This is a genomic window from Geodermatophilus sp. URMC 63, from assembly GCF_053502565.1.
The window spans coordinates 1,775,572-1,793,056 of sequence record NZ_CP199956.1 but is presented as its reverse complement, the minus strand read 5'-3'; the positions used below and the strand labels follow the sequence as shown (position 1 = coordinate 1,793,056).

The 17,485-nt window shown below is 72.7% G+C and carries 13 protein-coding genes and 1 pseudogene; 8 read left to right on the top strand and 6 right to left on the bottom strand.

Annotated elements, in window-relative coordinates:
• The first annotated feature begins 9 nt into the window (after positions 1 to 9).
• From ACWIZO_RS08680 to ACWIZO_RS08665, 4 genes are all read left to right on the top strand, one after another.
• On the top strand, positions 10 to 1,197 hold the full coding sequence (locus ACWIZO_RS08680) for a Gfo/Idh/MocA family protein (protein ID WP_448642084.1): 1,188 nt from the start codon (positions 10 to 12) through the stop codon (positions 1,195 to 1,197).
• Complete coding sequence (locus ACWIZO_RS08675) at positions 1,194 to 2,315, top strand: DegT/DnrJ/EryC1/StrS family aminotransferase (protein ID WP_448642083.1); 1,122 nt, start codon at positions 1,194 to 1,196, stop codon at positions 2,313 to 2,315. The genes ACWIZO_RS08680 and ACWIZO_RS08675 overlap by 4 nt, the downstream gene beginning before the upstream one ends.
• A 212-nt stretch (positions 2,316 to 2,527) precedes the next feature.
• Complete coding sequence (locus ACWIZO_RS08670) at positions 2,528 to 3,136, top strand: sugar transferase (protein ID WP_448642082.1); 609 nt, start codon at positions 2,528 to 2,530, stop codon at positions 3,134 to 3,136.
• 40 nt (positions 3,137 to 3,176) lie between these two features.
• Complete coding sequence (locus ACWIZO_RS08665) at positions 3,177 to 4,217, top strand: lipid II:glycine glycyltransferase FemX (protein ID WP_448642081.1); 1,041 nt, start codon at positions 3,177 to 3,179, stop codon at positions 4,215 to 4,217.
• Between the two features lie 139 nt (positions 4,218 to 4,356).
• Here the strand turns inward: ACWIZO_RS08665 and ACWIZO_RS08660 are convergent, their stop codons facing one another.
• Positions 4,357 to 5,040: a glycosyltransferase gene (locus ACWIZO_RS08660; RefSeq protein ID WP_448642080.1), complete on the bottom strand. Its 684-nt coding sequence runs from the start codon at positions 5,038 to 5,040 to the stop codon at positions 4,357 to 4,359.
• Between the two features lie 525 nt (positions 5,041 to 5,565).
• On the opposite strand from ACWIZO_RS08660, the gene ACWIZO_RS08655 reads away from it, so the two are divergent.
• Entirely contained in the window at positions 5,566 to 6,261 is a 696-nt protein-coding gene (locus ACWIZO_RS08655; protein WP_448642079.1) for a hypothetical protein, read from the top strand.
• Between the two features lie 59 nt (positions 6,262 to 6,320).
• Here ACWIZO_RS08655 and ACWIZO_RS08650 read toward each other — a convergent pair whose 3' ends face one another.
• On the bottom strand, positions 6,321 to 7,856 hold the full coding sequence (locus ACWIZO_RS08650; protein WP_448642078.1) for a polysaccharide biosynthesis tyrosine autokinase: 1,536 nt from the start codon (positions 7,854 to 7,856) through the stop codon (positions 6,321 to 6,323).
• A gap of 475 nt (positions 7,857 to 8,331) precedes the next feature.
• Between ACWIZO_RS08650 and ACWIZO_RS08645 the strand changes: the two genes are divergently transcribed.
• The 3 genes and pseudogenes from ACWIZO_RS08645 to ACWIZO_RS08635 all read left to right on the top strand — a co-directional run.
• Positions 8,332 to 9,363 (top strand): glycosyltransferase family 4 protein, encoded by a 1,032-nt coding sequence (locus ACWIZO_RS08645; protein WP_448642077.1) that lies wholly within the window; start codon positions 8,332 to 8,334, stop codon positions 9,361 to 9,363.
• A gap of 58 nt (positions 9,364 to 9,421) precedes the next feature.
• On the top strand, positions 9,422 to 10,588 hold the full coding sequence (locus ACWIZO_RS08640; RefSeq protein ID WP_448642076.1) for a glycosyltransferase: 1,167 nt from the start codon (positions 9,422 to 9,424) through the stop codon (positions 10,586 to 10,588).
• 11 nt (positions 10,589 to 10,599) lie between these two features.
• A pseudogene (locus ACWIZO_RS08635) lies at positions 10,600 to 11,061 on the top strand (glycosyl hydrolase family 28-related protein); the annotation flags it as partial.
• 1,203 nt (positions 11,062 to 12,264) lie between these two features.
• On the opposite strand, the gene ACWIZO_RS08630 reads toward ACWIZO_RS08635, so the two are convergent.
• The 4 genes from ACWIZO_RS08630 to ACWIZO_RS08615 are packed head-to-tail and all read right to left on the bottom strand — an operon-like array spanning position 12,265 to position 17,366.
• Positions 12,265 to 13,941, bottom strand: coding sequence for an oligosaccharide flippase family protein (locus ACWIZO_RS08630; RefSeq protein ID WP_448642075.1), 1,677 nt, complete (start codon positions 13,939 to 13,941; stop codon positions 12,265 to 12,267).
• Complete coding sequence (locus ACWIZO_RS08625) at positions 13,934 to 15,337, bottom strand: O-antigen ligase family protein (RefSeq protein WP_448642074.1); 1,404 nt, start codon at positions 15,335 to 15,337, stop codon at positions 13,934 to 13,936. The genes ACWIZO_RS08630 and ACWIZO_RS08625 overlap by 8 nt, the downstream gene beginning before the upstream one ends.
• On the bottom strand, positions 15,334 to 16,221 hold the full coding sequence (locus ACWIZO_RS08620) for a glycosyltransferase family 2 protein (RefSeq protein ID WP_448642073.1): 888 nt from the start codon (positions 16,219 to 16,221) through the stop codon (positions 15,334 to 15,336). Before ACWIZO_RS08620 ends, ACWIZO_RS08625 begins: the two co-directional genes overlap by 4 nt.
• Positions 16,218 to 17,366, bottom strand: a complete 1,149-nt coding sequence (locus ACWIZO_RS08615) for a glycosyltransferase family 4 protein (RefSeq protein ID WP_448642072.1) — start codon at positions 17,364 to 17,366, stop codon at positions 16,218 to 16,220. Before ACWIZO_RS08615 ends, ACWIZO_RS08620 begins: the two co-directional genes overlap by 4 nt.
• Positions 17,367 to 17,485 lie beyond the last annotated feature (119 nt).

Here is a 17,485-nt window from a genome sequence, read left to right as displayed (position 1 = left end):
ACTTGTGACATGAGGCAGATCACGCCTTCTCCGTCCCACCGATCCGACCTCGGCATCCACCTCATCACCCCCCGCCCGGCAGCCCACCCCGAGCCCCGCGCCGCCTCCGGCCGCGTCCGCGTCGCCGTTGTCGGCTACGGCTATTGGGGTTCGAAGCACGTCCGCGTCCTCAGCAGCGTCCCCGGAGTGGACGTGACCGTCGTCGACGGCCATCCGCTCCGGCTCGTGGAGGCTGCCGCCCACCACCCGTCCGCCGGCATGGCGCCACGGCTGGACGACGTCCTCAGCGAGGTCGATGCGGTCGTCGTCGCCACACCGCCGGGCAGTCACGCGGGGATCGCCCTGCGCGCGCTGGAGACCGGCAAGCACGTGCTCGTGGAGAAGCCGCTCGCCACCTCCGTCGAGGACGCCGAGCTGCTCGTCCAGACCGCGGCGCGCCAGGGCGTCCAGCTGATGGTCGGGCACACCTTCGAGTACAACGCCGCCGTGTGGAAGCTCCGGGAGCTCGTGCAGTCCGGCGCACTGGGACGGATCCTCTACGTCGACACCGCCCGGCTGAGCCTCGGCCGGTACCAGAGCGACGTCAACGTCATCTGGGACCTCGCCCCGCACGACATCTCGATCGTGTCCTACGTCCTCGGCGAGATGCCGTCCTGCGCGACGGTGTGGGCACACAGCCACATCAGCCGGCAGCACGCCGACGTCGCCTACCTGCGCTTCGACTTCCCCCGGTCGCAGACCCGCGCCTACGTCCACGTCAGCTGGCTGACCCCGAACAAGGTCCGCCGGGTCACCGTGGTCGGGGAGAAGAAGATGGCCGTCTACGACGACATGTCGGACAACGAGCGCATCCGCATCTACGACATCGGCGTCGACGTGCAGGACATCGACGACCCAGCGGAGGCGCACGCCCTCCCGGTGACGTACCGCACCGGGGACATCGTCTCCCCGTACATCCCGTTCCAGGAGCCGCTCCTCCTCCAGGACCAGCACTTCGTCGAGTGCATCCGCACGGGGAGGCGGCCGGACACCCCCGGGGAGCGTGGTCTTGAGGTGGTGCGCGTGCTGGCCTCGACCGACCGGTTGGCCGACGTGACCGTGGGCGGCGGCGTGCCCGTGTCCGCGGAGGCGGCGACACCCGGCGCCCTCGGCATCCCGCCGCAGGTCGCTCGCCGTCCGCTGCCCTCGCCACGGTGACGGACGTGCTGACCGCCACGCCGATCCCCTTCCTCGACGTCCGGGGCGTCACCGACCTCGTCCGTGAGGACCTGGACCGATGCTGGGAGCGCATCGTGACCCACGGACGCTTCATCGGCGGACCGGAGGTGGAGACCTTCGAGGAGAGGTTCGCCGAGTACTGCGAGGCAGGCCACTGCGTCGGGGTGGCCAATGGGACCGACGCGCTCGAGCTCGTCCTCGCCGCACTGGGCATCGGTCCGGGTGACGAGGTGATCGTCCCCGCCAACACGTTCGTCGCCACCGCCGAGGCGGTCTGCGCCGTGGGCGCGCGCCCCCGGTTCGTCGACGTGCTCCCGGACACGTTGGAGATCGACCCCGACGCGGTCGCCGCTGCCATCGGGCCGCGGACGGCGGCGGTCATGGCGGTGCACCTGTTCGGGCAGATGGTCGACCTCGACCGCCTGGCCCCCGTGGTGACGCGGCACGGCCTGGCGCTGGTCGAGGACGCCGCCCAGGCGCACGGCGCCCGCTTCGGCGGGCGCCGTGCCGGGAGCGTCGGGGTCGCCGCCGCCTTCAGCTTCTACCCGGGGAAGAACCTCGGGGCGCTGGGGGACGGCGGTGCCGTCACGTCCGGCGACGAGGCGCTCGTGCGGCGGATCCGTCAGCTGGCCGATCACGGGCGGGCGCACAGCGGCCGGTACCTGCACGAGGTGCGCGGCCGCAACAGCCGGCTGGACAGCCTGCAGGCCGCCTTGTTGGCGATCAAGCTGGGTCGGCTCGACGAGGACAACGACCGCAGGCGCTCACTGGTGCAGCGATACCGGGAGCGTCTACCCGCCGGCTGTGTCCCTCTGGCCCAGCACCCGCAGGCCGAGTCCGTCCACCACCTCGCCGTCGTCCAGGTCCCCGACCGGGCTGCGGCGACCGCTGCGCTGGATGCGGCCGGCATCGGCTGGGGACTGCACTACCCCGTGCCCTGTCACCGGCAGCCGGCGTACGCGGAGTTCGCCGAGGGCAGCCTGCCGGTGGCGGAACGGGCGGCTGAGCACATCCTGTCGCTGCCGATGTCCCCCACCGCGACCCACGCGCAGGTGGACCGGGTGAGTGAGGTCCTCGCCGCGGTGGTCGAGCCGTGACCGGCGTCCAGGGGTATCGACGCGCACGGAGCTCCTGTGCCCGGTCGCCTGCCGCGGGAGGTACCACCGATGACGGTGGCCGTGCCGGTACGTGCCGGGGCCGTCGTCGAGGACCGTCGTGTGCGGGCTGCTGCCCGCACACGACGGTCGCCGGAGGGGCGCTGCCGACCGCGGGGAGCGGTGGGCAGCGCCAGGACCCGGCGGGCGAGCGGGTGGTCCGCCGGGTGGTCGACGTGGTGCTCGCGGCGCTCGCACTGGTCCTGCTGTCACCGCTGCTGCTGGCGATCGGCGCGTGGGTCCGGCGGGGCAGCCCTGGCCCGGCGCTGCTCCGGCAGGAGCGGGTCGGCCTCCACCGCCGGCCCTTCGTCCTCTACAAGTTCCGCTCCATGCGCGTCGACTGCGACGACCTCGTGCACCGCCGGCTGATCGAGGCGGAACTGCGGGGTGAGGACACGGCGCACGGCGGGAGCACCAAGGTCCACGACGACCCGCGCGTCACGCGCTGCGGGGCGTTCCTGCGCCGGACCAGCCTCGACGAGCTCCCGCAGCTGTTCAACGTGGTGCGCGGGGACATGTCGCTGGTCGGCCCGCGGCCCTGCCTGCCCTGGGAGGCCGACATGTTCCCCGCGCGCTACGCCGACCGCTTCAGCGTCCGTCCGGGGTTGACCGGGCTGTGGCAGGTCAACGGACGCACGACTCTCGGCACGCTGGACATGCTCGAGTTCGACCTGGCCTACGTGCGGGACCGGCGGCTGACCCGGGACCTCTCGATCCTGCTGCGGACGATCCCCTCGATGCTGCGCGGTGACGGTGCACGGTGACACGCGGAGGACCACCCGCCCCGGGACCGGGACTGAGACCGTGAGCACGGTGCACGCCGTCGACCCCCGCACGGACCCGCTCTGGGCCGAGCTGGCCTGCGGGGCCGGGGCCTCCCTGTTCACCTCGCCACCGTGGATCGGCGCCGTCAGTGACACGTACGGCTTCCAGCCGACGGCGCGGGTCGCCGTCGCACCGACCGGCCGGCCGGTCGGCGGCCTGGCCTGGGTCGACGTGCGGGACGTGCGCGGCCGGCGTCGACTGGCGCTGCCCTTCTCCGACCGAGCCGACCCGATCCTGACCGATGACGCCGTCTGGGCGGAGACGGCGTCCGACGCGTTCGCCGGGGACCTGCCCTTCAGCCTGCGCTGCCTGGACACGTCCGCTGTCGTGGACGACCCGCGCTTCACCACCGTGGGGACGACGGCCTGGCACATGACGCCGCTGGACCGGACGCTGGAGGAACTGCACCGGGCGTTCGCGTCCCAGACCCGGCGCAACATCGCCACGGCGGAACGGAGCGGGGTCGAGGTGGTGATCCATCCCGACCGGGAGGCGGTCGCCGAGTACCACCGGCTGCACGTCGGGCTCCGGAAGCGCAAGTACCGGCTGCTGGCCCAGCCGCTGGACTTCTTCGACCGGGTCTGGACGGCGTTCGCACCGTCGGACGGCATCCGGACGGTCCTCGCCCTCGTCGAGGGACAGCCGGTCGCCGGAGCGGTCTACCTGGTCTGGCAGGACACGGTCTACTACAAGTTCGGAGCCTCGATGGCCGAGTTCCTGCCGCTGCGGCCCAACGACGCGATCCACTGGCACCTGATCCGGTGGGCCCACGAGCGGGGACTGCGGGCACTGGACTGGGGCCTGTCCGACCTCGACCAGCCGGGGCTGTGCGCGTACAAGCGCAAGTGGGCCAGTGTCGAGCGCCGCATCCACCTGCTGAACGCCGGCGGACCACCACTCGGCCGCTCCGCCGAGGTCGAGCAGACGTTGCGCGTCGTGACCGAGCTGCTGACCGATCCCTCCGTGCCCGACCCCGTCACCGCTCGGGCCGGTGCAGCCCTCTACCGCTTCTTCTGCTGACCCCACCGCGTGTCCTGGTGGGTGTTCACCCGAGCAGGTGAGTCTGGCGGCTGACGGCGCGCTGAGCGCCCACGGCAGGATGCGGCCGGCGGTCGTGGCGTCCACCCGAACGGAGGAGGTCGCCCGGCGGGCACCCTGGTCAGTGCGTCTCAGCCAGCACGAACGCGGGTGGGTCGGGACGGGTCACGGCCCGGAGGGCAGCCGCGGCCGTGAGGACCTCGCCCGCCAGGTCATCCGCGTCCACCACGATCGCCAGCCCACGAGCTGCCAGGGCCGCCCCGAGGACCTCCTGGTGGTCATCGATCTGCTCACCGCGCTGGGCGCGACGCGGTACGAGTACGGGTGCGCGGCCGACCTCGAGAGCCGCGAGCGCCGCTCCCATCCCCGCGTGGGCGATGACGACGTCCGCCCGGCTCATGGCCTCGTGCAGTTCGCGAGCCGGTACGGCCGCGCGCGCCCGGATCGGCAACCCGGTCGTGTCGGTCACGCCGGTCTGCCACAGGACCTCGACCTCGGGCGGCAGGATGGCGATGAGACGCTCCAACACCCGACGGAAGCCGTAGGGGTTCGTCCCAAGCACCACCACCACCCGACGGACAGGTCGTGCGGGCACCGGTCGGACACCCGCGAACCTGTCGAGGACGGAGCCACGGTGGACCCACCGCTCATCGGCCCACCGCGCGTCCTGGGTGTAGGTCCGCAGGCCAGGGACCGCGGCGAGGAGCCGCCCCGTCGACGAGGGGCCGTCGAGGCGGGTCGCGCTCTCGACGTAGTGAGCAGGGATGCCCAGGGTACGGGCGAGTGGCAGGAAGGACAGCGCCACGCCCGCACCCGTGCTGATGACCGCATCCGGTCGTCGGCGGAGGAGCAGCTTTGCCGCGCGGGGCACGTTGGTGACGACGTGGCGCAGGTCGCGGGTCCGTGTCGCCGGGACGTAGTGGACGCACTGGTCGACCAGGAGGGACCGGGACTGCGGCGTGTCGAAGGTCACCCAGTCGACCGACGAGAACGACGGGGAGAGCCGTGGCACGAGCTGCAGCAGCTCGGTCAGGTGGCCACCGGTCGAACAGACGGCGAGGAGGTGCCTGGGCACGGCGACTCACCCTAGCCGTGCGGACCCGGGATCCGGGGTCCGTCTCCCACGGGCGTTCGCCTCGGCGGTCGCCCGTCCTCCGCGTCCGCCACCACCTCCGTGCGCCGGGACCCACCACGGGTGGAGCCGATCCAGTACAACCGTCTCCACGATCCGCCTCCCTGACCAGCGCTCGCACCCGGACCCGACCGACCCAGCAGGTCAGGTGCCCAGCTGTGGCGGTGCAAGCCGCCCCGACTCACGGAGGTGCGTGCCATGAGCACGCTGTCCCGCACACACGAGCTCGTTCGTCGGCTCGGTCCGGTCGGTGCCGCCAAGCGCGCCGCCCTCCGTCTGTTGCCGGGGACTTCGTGGGCTGAGGAGATGGTCTGGATGGCGCTCGACGTGACCGATCCGGACCGGCCACGCCGCAGGCTCGACGAGACCTTCGTGGTGCGCCGAGGCTCGCTCGACGACATGTGGCTGCTCGACCAGATCCCGAGCGACCAGGCGGTCGCCCAGATGACGCCGGCGCTCGTCCAGGAGCGTCTGGCGGCCGGGAGCGAGCTGTGGCTCACCGTCGAGGACGACCGGCTCGCGTTCCGCTGCTGGATCTTCCGGGGCTGGGCGCCCGCTCCGGGCGCGCCCCACCACCGCGTGCCCCTACCGGACGACGTCGTCCTGCTCGAGGACTCGATCGCGTCGCCGGAGTTCCGGGGCCGCGGCGTGGCGCCGGGCACATGGTCGGCGCTCGGTGACGCGTTCGCGGCCGAGGAGGGCGTCAGGACGATCATCACGAAGATCGCCCAGGACAACGAGGTGACACAGCGGTCGATCGAGAAGGTCGGTTTCCGTGCCGTGGCGACGATGCGGATGTCCGGCCCCGTCTGGCGCATGCGCGTGGCTATCACCCCGGCCGAGGGGCCCGACGGAGACCGCGCAGCCTGGCTGCGCAGCTCCATGGCGCGCTAAAGCACTCAGGCTCGCGATCCGTGGCTGCCCAGATCCCCGGCACGCCGGGCGGGGCCCAGCTACGCCCGGTGGGCTCCGCTGTGGTCGTCGGCCGACTCGTGGCCGTAGCCCCGGGATCGATACCGAACCGATCGGGGGACCATGGTCAGGACCACTCCGAGGAGGTGCGCGCCGGAGAGTTCCACGGCCTCGGCGGCCTCGAGCAGCTGCTCGCTCCGGACTCTGCCGTAGCGCACCGCGAACAGGACCCCGTCCACGTGCGCTGTCACCGCCGTAGCGTCGGCCACCGACAGCACCGGTGGCGCGTCGATGAGCACGTAGTCGTTCCCTGCGCGCAACTTGTCCAGCACCGTGCCCATCTGGTCGGAGGTGAGCACCTCACCGGGATCGGCCGACGCCGACCCGGCCCCGATCACGCGCAGCCCGTCGGGACCACGGCGCTGGACGACGTCGTCGAGGCCGACGCCACCGGTCAGGACGTCGGCCAGGCCGGGACCGTCGGCCATCTTGAGGTACCGGGCAACGGCCGGGTCGCGCAGGTCGGCGTCGACGACGGTCACCCGCCGTCCGGCCTCGGCTAGGCTCAGCCCGAGGTTGACCACGGTCGTGGTGGTGCCCTGAGAGGGCAGCGGGCTGGTGCAGAGCACGACCCTGGGCTCCTCCTGCGCGGGTAGCCGCCGGAGGCCGACGCGCAACCGCCGGTAGTCCTCCGTCGCGCCGTCCGTCCTGCCGCGGACGGCCGCACCCGTCCTCCCGAGGGAGCGGTCCTCCACCACCAGGCCGACGACGGGGCTCCCCGTCACGGCCACCGCCTCCTCCGGGTCCTTCACCGTGCGGTCGAACCGGGCGCGCGCGACGGCCAGGATGCCGCCGATGAGCAATCCCGCGAACAACCCGACGGCGACGTTGAGGCGGGTCCGCGGCACACTCGGCCCGTCGGGGAGGTCCGGGCCGTCCGACACCGTGATCTTGACCGGTACGACGCCGCCGGTGTCGGTCGCCTCGAGCTCGGTGACCCGACGGATGAACTCGTCGCTCAGCGCTCCGGCGATCTGCTGCGCAGCCTCGGGTGAGGAGTCCTGAACGGAGACGTCGAGGATCACCGTCTGGGGGACCGTCGCGACGGTGATGCGCTGTCTCAGCTCCTCGGGGGTCTCGTCGAGATCCAGCCTACGGACGACGCGGGCCGCCAGCTCCTCGCCCCGGAGGACCTCCGCGTACGAGGTGACCCGCTGCTGCGAGAACTGGCTGCCCTGGAAGACCTCGGAAGCCGACGTCGAGCCGGTGGCGGAGACGAACAGCCGGATGCTCGACGTGTACAGCGGCGTGGTCAGCTGGCTCACCACCAACGCGGTGACGGCGCCGAGGAGGCCGACGGCCACCCACAGCCACCATCCCGACCTCAGGGCGGGGAGGACATCTCGGATCTGCAAGGTGGGTCCTGCTCTCGTGGCCGCGGCACTGGACGGGCGCCGGACGCCCGGACTGCCGGACCATATGGGCCGCTCGCTGCGCGGGGAAGGGCGTTCGCTGCCGTACCGGGCTCTGAGCGGCCTCCTCGCCGGGCGAGGGCCCCAGCTGAGCGCTGTGGTCACGCAGGGTGGTCGGAAGACAGCGCGTCCGTACCACCGTTACCGGCGCCCGGGCGGCACCGCGAGGTGAAGTGCCTGGTCCGCGGCCGGGCCTGTTGCCTGTCCCGTGCCGGCGCTGCCACCATCGGTGCCCGTCACGACGACGGGCTGTCACGGCTGCCTCCTCGGCGTGCGACTGGAGCCCTTCGTGCCTGACTCGCAGGGGCCCCGCTCACGGGAGGGAGGTGGGTCCATGGGTCCTCACCGGCGGGCGGCCGTCCGGAGGCCGGCGCTGCCCGAGCATCTCCCGGGCCGGCACCCCACCGTCCGGCCGGGCACCGGCGGACGACGTCGGGCTGGTCGAGTGGCGGGGTCGTCCCGGCCGCTCACCGAGGTGCCGCCTCTCGGCGCCGCCGTCACGGTGTCAGGCGGCTCGGACCCCACGACGCCGTCCGGCTCCCCGCGGTATCGGGTGATGATGCTGACCAACGGTCTTGGCGTGGGCGGCCTGGAACGGGTGGTGGTCGACCTCAGCCGCGAGCTGTGCGCTCGGGGACACGCCGTGACCGTCGTGGCCGCAGCCGGTGGGGAGCTCTGGGGGGAACTGCCGGACGGCGTGCGGCGACTGGCCTCCCCAGCACGGGAGACCCGTCTCCAGAAGCTGCACTATTTCCTCTGGCTCGCCCGGGCGCTGCGGAGTGGGCGGTTCGACGTCGTGCACGCACACCAGCGGACGGTCGCCCTGCAGGCACGGGTGGCACGGGCAGCAACCCGGCTGCGCGTCGTCGAGCACGTGCACAACGTCTTCACCCCTGACCACAAGACGTGGGTGTCCTTCCGTGGGGATCACCTGGTCGCGTGCGGCCCGGCGGTCGCCGACATGCTCGTGCGGGACTTCCGTCGCCCGCCGGACAGGATCTCCACCGTCGTCAACTCGGTGCCGGACCTCAGCGGCGGGACGCCACCTCCCCTGCCCGTCAGCCAGGGAGGGCGGCCGCCCAGCGTCCTCGTCGTCGCCCGCGTCACCCAGGCGAAGGACCCGCACCGGTTCATCGACGTCGTCTCCGAGCTCAACGCGGGACAGCAGCGGGTCGAGGCCGTGTGGGTGGGGACGGGGGACCTGTGGCGCGAGTGCGTCGATGAGGTCGAGCGCAGACGGGTGCCGGGACTGTCCTTCGTGGGGGAACACAGGGACGTCGTTCCATTCCTCCGCCGAGCCGACCTGGTGATGCTGACCTCCCGGCAGGAGGGGTTGCCGCTCTCACTGCTCGAGGCCGCCTCCATGGGGCGGCCACTCGTCGCACCCCGGATCGGGAGCTGTCCCACCGTCGTCCAGCACGGGCAGAACGGGCTCCTCTTCGACGTGGACAGCTCTCCTGCGGCCATCGCCGCCCTCGTGGCCCCGGTCCTGGCCCGGGAGACGCTGGAGCGCATGGGCCGTGCCAGCCGGCGGGCTTATCTGAGCCGCTTCACGCCACGAGGTCAGGTCGAGCGCCTGGAGGAGGTGTACCGCACTGTCGTCGGCCGGTGACACGTCCGTCGGTGACCGTGACGTCCCCGGGGAGCAGCGGCCACGGGCGCTCGCGGTCGTGACCTTCTTCCCGGTGCCCCAGGACCACGGGGATGCGCTGCGCCGCCTGATGGTCCTCGAGGGGCTGGCCTCGTCAACCGCTCTGACCGCGGTGTGCGTCTCGCGCCCCGGGACGACGCAGCGCGACGTCGACGACTTGAGAGAGCGGCTACCCGGCGTCGAGCTGATCACCCTCCCCCTCTGGCAGGCCGACCCGCGGCGGCCGGCAGCCCGGGCCAGGCGGGTGCTCCGCGGGATCGCCACGGCCAGCCCCCCGTGGACGTACCGGCAGTGGAGCCCCGCACTGGGCCGCCAGGTGGCGTCCCTGTGCCGCACCTCGCCCTTCGACCTGGCCGTCCTCGTGGGCGAGCCGGCCGGCCTGTGCGCCCCGGACGTCCGTGCGACCCAGGTCGTCCTGGACAAGTCGAACGTCGTCACGGCGTCGGCGGTCGACGCCCTCCGGACGATCAGTTCCCCCTACGGCAAGGTCCGGGCCCTGGCCAGCCTCCCCCTGAGCTACGTGTTCGAGCGGCGGGTGCTGAAGAGCGTCCACCGGGTGGTGGTGACGTCCGACGAGGAGGGGCGGCGGCTGGGGCGGTACTTCCGGGCCGTCCCGACGACCGTCGTCCCGTCGGCCGTCGACCCCCTGCCGCTCGCCCCTGGTCTCGACCACGGCAGCAGGACGGTGCTGTGGATGAGCACCTTCGGCTACCTCCCGAACTGGGACGGGCTGCTCACCTTCCTCCGCGCCGCGGAGCCACTGCTGAGCTCCGGGGACCTCACGGTGAGGGTCGTGGGGACGGGCGCGACGCCGCAGCAGGTGCAACGGCTCACGAGGTTCCCGGGCGTGGACTACCGCGGATTCGTCGAGGACCTCGCCGACGCCTGCGTCGGGGTGGCTGCGGCGGTGGTCCCGGTCTGGTCAGGTGCGGGCGTCAAGCTGAAGACGTTGACGCTCATGTCCCTGGGCGTACCACTGATCGCGACGCCGGTCGCCATGGAAGGGGTCCCCCACGACGCCGCCGCACGGGTCGTCCGGACGCCCGAGGAGCTCGTGATCGCGTTGACGTCCCTCACCCCCGAGGCCCTCGCGGAGGCGGCCCGTCGCGCACGGCAGGTCCTGGAGGAGCGCTTCTCCCGGGAGCGGTTTCTTCGGTCGGTGGCGGACCTGGCGACCGGTTCCTGATCGCTGCCGCGATGTCGACCCGCCGACCGGACCCGTCATCGGAGGACCCCGTCCCCGCGCCGCCCGCGGGACGCGGGCCAGGCGCTCCCCCGAGCGCCGACATGCAGGCTCCTGCGGACACCCCCGGACCCGGCCGGATGGTCAACCGCCGTCGCCTCCTGGCCTACGGCGGGAGCGCCGGCGCAGGTGCGGTCGTCGGTGCGGCTCTCGGCGCGGACCGCACACCACGGCCGGCGTCGGGGGACCGGACGGAGGAGTACGTCCACGTCACCGACCACGGCGCCACGGCAGACGGGAGCACGGACGACACCCGCGCGATCCGAGCCGCTCTCGCCGCCGCCGGCGAGATCTGGAGCGTCCCCGACGCCTACGACGGCGTGACGGCTCGACCGCGCAGGCAGGCCGTCGCCTTCCCGCCCGGCGTCTACGTGCTGACCGACACGGTGACGATCCCGTCGGGCGTCGACGTGCTGATCGGGCCCGGTGCCGTCCTGCGCGCAGGAGCGGCGATGGGGCCGCTGTTGGACACGGCGGTCGACGAGCTCGCCCAGGACCAGTTCATCGACTGCCAGGGGGTCCTCGACTGCAACGACCTGGCCACGGTGGGGGTCTACCTGCGGTCCTTCGCCGCCTACCGTCTGCGCACACCGCACGTCCAGTCCCCGGTGCAGTACGGCATCGTCCTGGGGGATCCGGCCTCTGCTCGCAGGTCCTACGAGGGGCACGTCAGCGAAGCCTTTGTGTGGCGCCCGAACGGCCGGGCCGTCCCCCCGGACAGCATCGGGATCTGGCTGCGCAACGCGGGCGACTGCACGGTCCTGTCGGGGACGGTGAACGGCTGCGACATCGGCGTCTCGACCGAGACCGGTGGGAACTCCCTCATCGCCGTCCACGCCTGGAACCACGGCGTGGTGGACGGCCAGGTCCGCACCGGCAACAACATGGTCGCCTGCTTCCGCGAGTCGGACGGGGCGTACGGCAACGCCTACATCGGCTGCATCGCCGACACCCCCAGGGGCACCGGCTTCTCGATGGGGGGCCACGGGGCCCGGCTCATCGCTCCCAAGGTCTACAACTCACCGCACACCGGCACCGACGGCGAGGCCAACGGCGTGGACGTCGCAACGCCCGGTGCCGTCTCTCTCGTCGAGGGGCTGCATTGCCAGGGCGGGGACGCACGGCACCGCCTCGCCGCCGACGTCGTCGGGGATCGGTCTCAGACGACGATCATCGGCACGGTGGCAACCCACACCAGCGCCCTCGCCCCCACCGCCGTCCTGGGGCTGGCCCTCGAGACCCCCCCGGACCTCTACGACCGCTTCCTCGGCACGGACGGTGCCCTGCCCTCCGCGGACCGGTGGACCGCCCTCGTCGGGTCCGGTGCCGGCGCGACCGTGGGGATCGACGGCAACCGGCTTCTGCTCGCGTCCGGGACCACCGGCGATCCGAGCGAGGACCGGGTGGCCGTCGTGAGCACGCTGCCCCCGATCCGCGACGTCCAGGTGACCGTGCAGGTCGAGCTGGGTGACAGGGGCTCGGAGTCCCACTTCCGGCTCGTGGTCCGCGGCTCGGCCCCGGACGTCCCGACCGGCAAGGGCCACGCGCTGGAGGTCTCGGCGGCGAGGGGTGTCGTGGCATTGCTGCGGTCCACGGAGGGCACGTGGACCAAGGTGGACTCACGGTCCGACCTGCCCCTGGAACCGGGAAGCCGCTGGTGGTTCCGGCTCCGGACCCAGGGGAGGCAGGTCGCGTGGGGTTGTTGGCCGGACGGTGCGGGCGAGCAACCGGGCAGCACCGTCACCTCCGACGACGGGGACGACTCGATCGGGAGCGGGCTGGTGTCGGTCGTGGTGCCCGGGGGAGACGCCCCGGGGGGCTCCCGGGTCCACCTCCGCCGGGTGACCGTCCACGCCCTCTGACGGGGACGGCCGAGTCGTTCTCCGCGACGGCAGGCGCACGAGCCCGAGCCACGTCGGTACGCCGAGCGCCACGGCGGCGCCTGCCAGGGCCAGGACGTAGACGAGCAGCGGGACGACCACGGCGACCACCAGACTCGGCCAGCCGGTGGCGTACCCGGACAGCACGAACGGGAGCACGCTGACGCCCATCGCGAGCAGCGCCAGACCCTGTGTGGCCGCCGCCCGGCCGAGGGCCGAGACGGGCAGGCGGTGCACCGCGACGACGCGCGCGGCGAGCACGACCGTGCTGACGGCCATGTCCAGCACCATGGCCAGAGCGACCCCCAGCGGTCCTCCGACGACAGCGCCGATGACGATCGCGATCCCGGACAGCGGCAGGAGACAAGCCGCGAAGCGCGCCATCCAGCCGGCGTGCCCCACCCCGTTGAGGTACCAGCCGAAGACACCCTGCACGGCACGCAGCAGCCCCCACACCGCCAGGACCTGCAGGATCCCGGTCATCGGCACCCATCGCTCGCCGAGGACCACACGGACCACGACGGGGGCGTGAACGCAGAGCAGCAGCATCGCCGGCGCGACGACACCGGCGACGACGGCGACGGTCCCCAGGAGCAGCCGCCGTCGGCGTCCCTCGTCCGGTTCCTGGGCCGCCGTGGCGAACAGGGCCTGGCCCATGGGGTCCGCGAGACCCACGTACGGCAGCTCGGACAACCGGTAGGCCATCGAGTAGTAACCCAGCGCCACCTTGCCGTTGAGCAGGCCGACGACGTAGTTGTCTACGTTCTGGCTCAGGAAGCCGATGCCTCCCTGCGCCAGGAAGGCCCTCGCCTCACGAACGTGCGCCAGTGCAGGACGGATCCGGAGTGCGAGTGCACGGCCGCCGCGTGCGGCGAGTGCCAGGAACACGGTCAACACCAGGACCCCACCGGCCTGGCCCGCGATGAAGGACCAGACCCCCCACCCGAGCAGCGCCGCACCGATGGACGCCGCAGCGCTGGTCAACGCCTGCAGGACCTGACCGGCGCAGACCGTGCGGAACCGCAGACGGCGTCGGACCCACGCCATCAGGAAACCCGAGTAGCCGCTCGCTCCGAACACGGCCGCGAGCGCCGCTACGAGCGCCCCGGTCCCGTCGCCGGACACCACCTCGAGCACCGCGCCGGCCACCAGGCCGACCGACCCCAGCAGCGCGGCCACCAGCACCATCGTCCCGGCCAGCAGGCGTTCCTCCTGGCGGCTGCTCTCGGGGCGGCTGATCAAGGACGCGCTGAGCCCCAGGTCGCCCAGGACCAGGAGGGCCCCGGCGATCGACCAGGCCAGCGCGAAGGCGCCGAAGTCGACCGGCGCCAGCAGCCTGGCCAGGACGACGGTGGTGAGCAGGCCGGCAGTCCGGTTGACCACGATGCCCAGGACGAGCCAGGCCGACTCAGCCATCGGCCACGCTCGCGCGGGTGGCCGAGCGCACGGGCCGGTCGGGGGACCGGTCCTCCCGGGCGGGGGACAGCGCGATCGCCAGGACGGTCCCCGTCAGCAGGAGGAGCGTGGGGTGGCCCGCCCACAGGTTGAACGCCCCTGCGGTGATCGCCAGGGCGAGCACGGCTCCCACGCCGCCGGGATCCCGGTGGCGGAGGGCTCGCGCCCCTGCTGCGGCGAACAAGCACGCCATCAGGACGACGCCCACGAGGCCGCTCATCAGGAGCACGTCGAGCCAGGAGTTCTCGAAGTTGCCGGTCGGCCCCAGGCCCATCTGCTGCGACAGTGAGGAGAGACTCCCCGGCCCGTGCCCGAACCACGGCCGGGTCTCCGCCAGCAGACGGCCTCCCCGCCAGAGCTGCTCACGCCAGGCGCTCGACTCGGCACCCTCGGTGGAAGCGCTCCTGCTGATGACGGCACCGAGAAGGGTGGCGCCGAGGAAGAGCACCGTCAGCGTGCCGACGGCGGTGACCATGAACGCCCGTACGCGGGCCGCTCGATCGAGGGCGCTGAGGAGCAGCGTCACGAGCAGCGCGCAGGCCATGGCGGCGATACCCGATCTCGAGGCGGTTGCGGCCACTCCCACGGCTGCCGCCACGGCGAGACCCAGCCGCGCCCGGTCGCCACGGTCCAGGTACGACCCGAGGGACAGCGCCGCACCGCAGGCGAGGAAGGCCGCGTTGACCAGCGGGTGACCCAGGGTCGTGGTGGCACGGTAGGTGGACCAGGCGTCCCCGAGGGCCAGTGGACTGCCGGCGAAGAAGCTGCCGAGCAGGAAGTTGGACCCGACGGTCGTCTCCACGACCGCGTAGCCGCCGAGGACTCCCGCCAACACCTCGAAGGTCGCCCTCAGCCTCCGGGTCCGGCCACCGCGGCAGGCCCAGAGCACCGGGACCGTCACCCCGAGGACGAAGGCCACCACCCACCGTCTGCCGTAGTCCGGGTCCGGTGAGAACGGGACCATCGCGGCGAGGACACCTGCGAGGAGGACGCTCGCCACGACGGCGGGCGTGAGGCCCGGCTGCCACCGACGCTGCCAGAAGGTGACGAACACCGGCTTCGCGAATAGAAGGACGAAGGGCGTCAGGCTGGCGACCTCCTGGGGCACGGGCGCGTACTCGACGGGTATGAGCACCGTGCCGGCCAGAGCCAACGACGGAGCCCACTCCACCGGCACGACGGCGACACACAGCGCCAGCAGGAGAGCGCCCAACAGCACGACGGCATAGGAGGAGCCACCGGCGAACAGGAGGCTGACGAGGACGGCCAGCCCCGCGCCGGCGGCGAGGAGCGGTGCAGCGGCCCGTCCTCTGGCGTGCGCGGACCGGGCCGGTACCGCGTGCGGGAGCCAGGTCATGGGTAGAGGACCCGGCGCCTGAGCGAGGCTCGGAACCGCCCGAGCCCGACCGCCAGGGCGCCCACCGCCCAGCGGCGCTGCAGCGGCTCCCCGCGCCTGACCCAGCCGAGGACCACGGCAGCGCGGACGACCCGGCCGACGGCACGGGCCGCCGAGCTCCGCCGCATGCCGTGAGCGGAGAACTTCTGGTACAGCGCCACCTGGGACTCGCCGTACTTGAGGTGCTGCGCCCAGAGCTCCCGCAGCGAGGACCTCTCGGAGTACAGGACGACGGCGTCCGGGACGGAGTGCAGACGGTGTCCTCGCAGCTGGGCACGCCAGCAGAAGTCTGCGTCGTCCCCTCCTCCCCGGAACGACTCGTCGAACCCGCCGACCTCGTCGTACAGCGCCCGCGTGAACGCGCAGTTGGCCCCCACGGCCCACGGCAGGAAGTGCAGGTTGTCCTCCTCGGCGGGGACGGTGAAGCGTCCTGGCCGGTCCGAGGCCGAGGACACGCGGAGCAGCGCACCACCGATCAGGTCCGCGCCTTCCCGGTGGGCACGGAGGATGGCCGCGAGCCAGCCCGGCTGCACCACGTCGTCCGCGTCACAGAGCGCGACGAGGCTCCCTCGTGCGGCATGCACACCGACGTTCCGGGCGCGGTTGATGCCGTCGGCGAGGCCGCAGTCGGCCACCACGACGTTCGCGTGCGCCCGTGTGTAGGACTCCGCGACGGCTCGGGTGCCGTCGTCGGGACCGTTGACGCTGATCACCAGCTCGAACGGCACGTCGACGCACTGCCGCAGGACGGCCTCGACCTGCTGACCGAGGGTGGCGGCAACTGCCCGGGCGGGGATGACGACGGAGATCACCGGAGTGTCGGAGACCCGCGGGCCCGGGGTCACCGGTCGCCTCGCAGGAACCGGACCAGAGTCGGCCCGACCGCCTCCGCGGTGAACGCCTCGGCCCGACGTCTCCCGGCCTCGGCGTAACACCGTCTCCTCTCGTCGTCCGACAGCAGCCCGATGACGGCGTCCGCGAGGCCCGAGGGGTCCCCGGGCGTCACCAGTGCCGCGTCCACCCCGTCGGTGCAGAAGTCGGTGAAACCGCTGCCCGTCGTGGCGACGACGGGGACGCCGAGGGCCTTCGCCTCGAGAGCGGCCATGCCGAATCCCTCGAATCGGGAGGGGAAGACGCCGACGTCGGCCGCAGCCACCGCTCCTAGGGCCTCGTCCCGAGGCAGGTTCCCCAGGTAGACCGCTCGTGGGTCGGCGGACAGGATGTCGGGATCGTGGTCGGGCAGACGACCCACGAAGACGACCCGGGCGTCGGGGTGCTCCGCCCACACGGACGGCATCGCCGCGGCGACCACGTCGGCGCCCTTCCACCGCGAGACGCGTCCGCAGTAGGCGATGAGCGGTGCTCCCTGAGGTACCTGGGGCGGCCGGCGGGGCTCGATCCGGGCGATCTCTCCGGCGTCCAGGAAGTTGGGTATGACCGCGGCGGGAACACCGTCGAGGGGCCACAGCCGCCTCGCCCAGTCGAGGATGTGGCTGCTGATCGCCAGCAGCGCCGACGAGTCGGTCGCCTGTCGCCGCTCGGCTCGGACCTGCGCGAGGTCCTGCACTCGCTGCTCGAGCCGCGCACCCCTCAACGGCTCGATCGCGCGCACCTGGGCGAGCGAGGTCGCGAGGTTGGTCACCAGACGGAACGGACGCGGTGCCCTCGCGGTGAGCCGTGACGCCCAGCCGCCCCACTCCGGGGCCAGTACCACGTCGTCCTCGGTGAGGGCCGACAGTCGCTCGTCGAAGGCCACGGCCATGCACCGAGCCCGCACGACCTGACGCCAGGGACGGACGGGCAGGACCTCGACGGCGAAGTCGTCCTCCCCGAGGCTGAGCTCCCCCGCTCGCGGGTCGTGCCCGAGCAGGACCCGGATGTCCCACCCGGAGTCCCGCGCGGCGCGGGCGATGGCGCGGAAGTGGGTGCCGATGCCACCGGTGTAGTGCGTCACGCCGGCGAACTCGTCGGTGAGCATCGTCAACCGCATCGAACCACCGTCTCGGGCCGGGAGCCGCCGTCCCGGCGCACTCTAGGAGCCGCGCCCGCTCTTGCCCATACAGCCGAGAACGACTCGGCCTCCCGCTCGGGGGTGGGCAGCTCCGGCGA